This window comes from Pseudomonas sp. PB103 (genome assembly GCF_009764635.1).
In the GTDB taxonomy this organism is placed as follows: Bacteria; Pseudomonadota; Gammaproteobacteria; order Pseudomonadales; family Pseudomonadaceae; genus Aquipseudomonas.
In genome coordinates this window covers 1-5,869 of the sequence record NZ_RWIL01000146.1, presented here as the reverse complement: position 1 = coordinate 5,869, position 5,869 = coordinate 1, and the positions used below count along the sequence as shown (strand labels likewise).

General features: G+C 61.2%; 5 protein-coding genes. All 5 read right to left on the bottom strand.

The window, feature by feature from the left end:
* Positions 1-125: 125 nt before the first annotated feature.
* Positions 126-950: an ion transporter gene (locus EJA70_RS25840; RefSeq protein WP_158834503.1), complete on the bottom strand. Its 825-nt coding sequence runs from the start codon at positions 948-950 to the stop codon at positions 126-128.
* Between the two features lie 21 nt (positions 951-971).
* Complete coding sequence (locus EJA70_RS25835; protein WP_158834501.1) at positions 972-1,886, bottom strand: urea transporter; 915 nt, start codon at positions 1,884-1,886, stop codon at positions 972-974.
* Positions 1,887-2,025: 139 nt separating this feature from the next.
* Positions 2,026-3,441 (bottom strand): pyruvate kinase, encoded by a 1,416-nt coding sequence (pyk, locus tag EJA70_RS25830; protein ID WP_158834499.1) that lies wholly within the window; start codon positions 3,439-3,441, stop codon positions 2,026-2,028.
* A complete protein-coding gene (locus tag EJA70_RS25825; protein WP_158834497.1) occupies positions 3,438-4,712 on the bottom strand; it encodes a glycerate kinase in 1,275 nt (424 codons plus the stop codon). Before EJA70_RS25825 ends, pyk begins: the two co-directional genes overlap by 4 nt.
* A 170-nt stretch (positions 4,713-4,882) precedes the next feature.
* Complete coding sequence (locus EJA70_RS25820) at positions 4,883-5,776, bottom strand: 2-hydroxy-3-oxopropionate reductase (protein WP_007919937.1); 894 nt, start codon at positions 5,774-5,776, stop codon at positions 4,883-4,885.
* Positions 5,777-5,869: the final 93 nt, after the last annotated feature.

Sequence of the window (5,869 nt, the reverse complement as noted above, 5' to 3'; positions counted from 1 at the left end):
GATCTCATAAAACCAAGATCAAAAGATCGCAGCCTTCGGCAGCTCCTACATTGGGGGGGTGATGTTTAATTGCCACGACTATAACGGGCTGTGCATAGTCGTTTAAAGATTAAAAAGCTCTTTGCTTATTCCAGTTTCTTGAACAGCGCATTGCCGCAGCGCGAGCAGAACGCCGCGCCATGTTCGTGGCTGTTTTTCTTGCACACCGGGCAGTCGTGTTGCAGCTGTTCGCCGCGCATGGCGTTGGCCAGTTCGGCGGTGAAAATCCCGGTCGGCACGGCGATGATTGAGTAACCGGTGATCATCACCAGCGACGAAATGACCTGGCCCAGCGGCGTCTTCGGCACGATGTCGCCGAAGCCCACGGTGGTCAACGTGACGATAGCCCAATAGATGCCTTTGGGAATGCTGGTGAAGCCATGTTCCGGGCCTTCGATTACGTACATCAACGTGCCAAACACCGTCACCAGCGTGCAGACACTGACCAGAAATACGACGATCTTCTGCTTGCTGCCGCGCAGCGCCGACATCAAATAGTTGGCTTGCTTAAGATACGGGCTGAGCTTGAGCACGCGGAAGATCCGCAGCATGCGGATGATCCGGATGATCAGCAGGTACTGCGCATCGCTGTAATACAGGGCGAGGATGCCGGGCACGATCGCCAGCAAATCCACCAGCCCGTAAAAGCTGAAGGCGTAGCGCAGCGGCTTCGGTGAGCAGTACAGACGCAGGATGTACTCGCCGAGAAAGATGATCGTGAAGCCCCACTCGATGTAGGCCAGCACGTCGGCGTAGTTGCGGTGAATGCTATCGATGCTGTCGAGCATCACGATCACCAGACTGGCGAGGATGATCAACAGCAAGATGCCGTCGAAGCGACGCCCGGCGCGGGTGTCGCTCTGGAAAATCATCACGTAAAGCCGTTCGCGCCAACTGTTGCTGCTGTCCATGGATAACGCCTGAATCGAAGATCAGCGCAGCCTAGGTTGATTCTCCCCATGAGCGCAAGGCGCATGCTCGACCGGGGTTTTGCCGAGCATCTGGATGCCGGCGCGGATCAGCCAGCCGGCGAGGATGAAGGGCGCGGTCAAAGTGGCCAGGCCGATGGCGGCAAACAGCGGCGTCACCAGCAGCGCGAGAACGATGCCGAGTAGCGGCAACCACGGTTGTTGGCGTTGGCTACTGAAGGCGAGGGCGGCCAGTAAGGCGTTGTAGCTGCCCAGGCCTGAAAGCGCAGCGCTGGTTTCGTGGTGCAGCAGGCTGGAACCGAGGCCGATCGCCGACGCCAGCAGTGCCCAGCCAAAGGCGCGGCGATCGGCGATCAGCAAACCGATCGCGATCAATGCGCCGGCCAGTGGATGACCGAGGAACATTACCTGGCCCAAACCACGCAGTTCGGCGGCGAGCAGGTTCCACGTGTTCATCTCGATAGGCGCCATCGGCGCCGACGGTTCGGCGAACAGCAGCAATACCCAACTCATGGCCACGAACGGCGAGGTGTAAGCCGGAATCGATCGGCTGCTGTAAACATGTTTGAGCCATTGCTGTGTGACCATTGCACTCAAACCGCCGGCGGCGAGAATCAGTGGTGGCAGCATTGGCGACCACGGGAAGTACAGGCTCAGCAGCAGGCCGAGCAAGATGCCGTTGTAGCTGAACAGCCCGGCCTGACGATCAGCCTTGGCGTAGTTGCGCCGTTGCGCGGTGAGCAATCCGGCGACGGCGCCGAGCAGCGCACCGGCGAACAGCACCGGCGCGGTCAGCAGAATCGCCAACAGGCACAGCAGGCCGCACAGCGGATGGCGCTGGAGGAATATTTGACTGAAACCGTTGAGTAAAGCCTCGGCCCAGTCGGGGCAGTGGGTGTTGAAATGATTGGCAGGCATGTTGAGAAAATCTGGGCAGTTGATCGTTCCCACGCTCTGCGTGGGAATGCCTCAAAGGACGCTCTGCGTCTGCTCTTGGGACGCAGAGCGTCCCGGGCCGCATTCCCACGCAGAGCGTGGGAACGATCATGGTGGGCGGTTAAATCAATGTTTCGATACGCAGCGAGTTAGTCGACCCCGGCTGGCCAAACGGCACGCCGGCGGTGATCAGCAGCGTGTCACCACGTTCGGCCATGCCTTGGGCCTGGGCGATTTCCAGTGCGGTCGAGCACACTTCGTCAACCTGACGCAGGCGATCGTTGACCACCGAATGAATGCCCCACGCCACGCTCAAACGACGCGCGGTTTGCAGGTTCGGCGTGAGGTTGAGGATCGGCGCTTTCGGCCGTTCCCGCGCGGCACGCAAACTTGAGGTGCCCGACTCGCTGTAGTTGACCAGCACCGCCACCGGCAGCACGTTGCTGATGCGACGAATCGCGCAGCTGATCGCATCGGAAACAGTCGCTTCCGCCTTCGGCCGGCTGACGTCGAGCTGAGTCTGATAGTCCGGGCCGTTCTCTACCTGGCGGATGATCTTGCTCATCATCTGCACGGCTTCCAGCGGGTACTCGCCGGACGCAGTTTCTGCCGACAGCATCACCGCGTCAGCGCCTTCGGCCACGGCGTTGGCGACGTCAGTCACCTCGGCGCGGGTCGGGGCAGGGGAGAAGCGCATCGACTCGAGCATCTGCGTCGCGACCACCACCGGTTTGCCCAGTTCGCGGCAGGTAGTGATGATATTTTTCTGGATCTGCGGCACGCTCTCGGCCGGCACTTCAACGCCGAGGTCGCCACGGGCAACCATGATCGCGTCGCTCAGTTCCGCGATTTCGCGCAGTTGTTCAACGGCGGAAGGCTTCTCGATTTTCGCCATCAGAAAGGCTTTGTCGCCGATCAGTGCGCGGGCTTCGATGATGTCCTGCGGACGCTGCACAAACGACAGCGCGACCCAGTCCACGCCCAGCTCCAGACCGAAGCTCAAATCGCGACGATCCTTGGCGGTCAGCGGGCTGAGGTCGAGCACGGCTTGCGGCACGTTGACGCCTTTGCGATCCGACAACTCGCCGCCATTGAGCACGGTGGTGTCGATCGCGTCAGCGTATTTGCTGACCACGCGCAGACGCAGCTTGCCGTCGTCGAGCAACAGATCCATGCCCGCTTCCAGCGCTTCGATGATTTCCGGATGCGGCAGATTGACCCGGCGCTCATCGCCCGGCGTCGCGTCCAGATCGAGACGGAAGGCCTGACCACGATGCAGTTGCACCTTGCCGTCAGCGAACTTGCCGACGCGCAGTTTCGGCCCCTGCAAATCCATCAGAATGCCCAGCGGATAGTTGAGCTGGCGCTCGACTTCGCGGATCCACTGATAGCGTTTGGCGTGGTCGGCATGATCGCCGTGGCTGAAGTTCAGGCGGAAGATATTCACCCCGGCCTCGACCAGTTCGCGGATGTCTTCGATGCCATCGACAGCAGGCCCGAGGGTGGCGAGGATTTTGACCTTTTTATCAGGCGTCATGATTTGCAGCTCTCAAGGATCAGAATGGCGCGGAAGTCGTTGACGTTGGTGCGGGTCGGCTCGGTGACGATCAGCGCATCGAGCGCCTCGAAATAGCCGTAGCCGTTGTTGTTATCCAGCTCGTCGCTGGCGCTCAAACCGAGGGCGGCGGCGCGGGCGTAGCTGTCCGGCGTCATGATCGCGCCGGCGTTGTCTTCCGAGCCGTCGATGCCGTCGGTGTCACCGGCCAGCGCGTAGACGCCGGGCTGGCCCTTGAGGCTGTCGGTGAGGCTGAGGAGGAATTCGGCGTTGCGCCCGCCACGGCCATTGCCGCGCACGGTCACGGTGGTTTCGCCGCCGGAGAGAATCACGCACGGCGCTGCCAATGGCTGGCCATGGTTGATGATCTGGCGGGCGATGCCGGCGTGGACTTTCGCCACTTCGCGCGACTCACCTTCGAGGTCGCCGAGGATCAGCGTGCTGAACCCGGCCTGACGGCATTTCACTGCCGCCGCGTCCAGCGATTGTTGAGGACGGGCGATCAATTGGAAGTGGCTGCGCGCAAGACTCGGATCACCGGGTTTGACGGTTTCCGACTCTGGGCTTTGCAACCAGTTGCGCACGGAAACGGGAATCTCGATGCCGTAGCGTTTGATGATCGCCAGCGCTTCGGCGGAGGTGCTTGGATCGGCCACGGTCGGGCCGGAAGCGATGACCGTGGCGAGGTCGCCCGGTACATCGGAAATCGCGTAGGTGTAGACAGTGGCGGGCCAGCAGGCCTTGCCGAGACGGCCACCCTTGATCGCCGAGAGGTGCTTGCGCACGCAGTTCATCTCGCCGATGGTCGCGCCGGATTTCAGTAGGGCCTTGTTGATCGACTGCTTGTCGGCGAGGGTGATGCCTGCGGCCGGCAACGCCAGCAGGGCCGAGCCACCACCGGAGAGCAGGAAGATCACGCGATCGTCTTCGGTCAGGTTGCTGACCAGTTCGAGTACGCGTTTGGCCACGGCCAGACCGGCAGCGTCCGGCACCGGATGCGCGGCTTCGACCACTTCGATTTTTTCGCAGGGGGCGCCGTGACCGTAACGGGTCACCACCAGACCAGACACTTCACCTTGCCAGCAGCGCTCGACCACTTGCGCCATGGCAGCGGCGGCTTTGCCGGCGCCGATGACGATCACCCGGCCGGTACGATCGGCAGGCAGATGGGCTTCGAGGACCTGGTTCGGATGGGCCGCGTCGATGGCTGTGGCAAACAGCTCGCGCAGCAGTTGTTGCGGATCGACCGACATGGCGGGCTCCCGGAATTCTTGTTATTGGGATGGAGCGACAACGGTGCAGCGATGCGGTCCTTGTGGGAGCTGGCTTGCCAGCGATTCAGGCACCGCGGTCATTCAGGCCAACCGCATTGATGCCATCGCGGGCAAGCCCGCTCCCACAGGGAGCGAGCCAGAAGCACAGGTTATTTGTTGTCGCGAATCGAGAAGTTGGCCATGTGTTCCAGACCTTTGATCAACGCCGAGTGATCCCAGTTGCTGCCACCGATCGCTGCGCAGGTGCTGAACACTTGCTGGGCGTTGGCGGTGTTCGGCAGGTTGATGTTCAGCTCTTTGGCGCCTTGCAGGGCCAGGTTCAGGTCTTTCTGGTGCAGGCTGATGCGGAAGCCTGGATCGAAAGTGCCTTTGATCATGCGCTCGCCGTGCACTTCAAGGATCTTCGAGGACGCGAAACCACCCATCAGTGCTTCACGCACCTTGGCCGGATCAGCACCGTTTTTCGAAGCGAACAGCAGGGCTTCAGCGACGGCCTGAATGTTCAGGGCGACGATGATCTGATTCGCGACTTTGGCGGTTTGACCGTCGCCATTGCCACCGACCAGGGTGATGTTCTTGCCCATGGCCTGGAACAGCGGCAGCGCGCGTTCGAAGGCATCGGCGTCGCCACCGATCATGATGCTCAGCGTCGCGGCCTTGGCGCCGACTTCACCACCGGAAACCGGGGCGTCGAGGTACTGCGCGCCTTTCTCGTTGATCTTCGCGGCGAAAGCTTTGGTGGCGGTCGGCGAGATCGAGCTCATGTCGATGACGATTTTGCCTTTGCTCAGGCCAGCGGCAACGCCGTCGGCGCGGAACAGTACGTCGTCAACCTGTGGGGTATCCGGCACCATGACGATGATGAATTCAGCTTCCTGCGCGACTTCGCGCGGGTTGGCCAGGGCGACGGCGCCAGCGGCAACCAGGTCGGCCGGGGCGGCGTCGTGGTGCGCCGACAGGAACAGGCTGTGACCGGCTTTCTGCAGGTTCGAAGCCATTGGGTGGCCCATGATGCCGGTGCCGATAAATCCGATTTTAGCCATGAGAAAATCCTCTTGTTTTTGTATGTCTCCCTGTAGGAGCTGCCGCAGGCTGCGATCTTTTGATCTTGATCTTCAAAATAACAAGATCAAAAG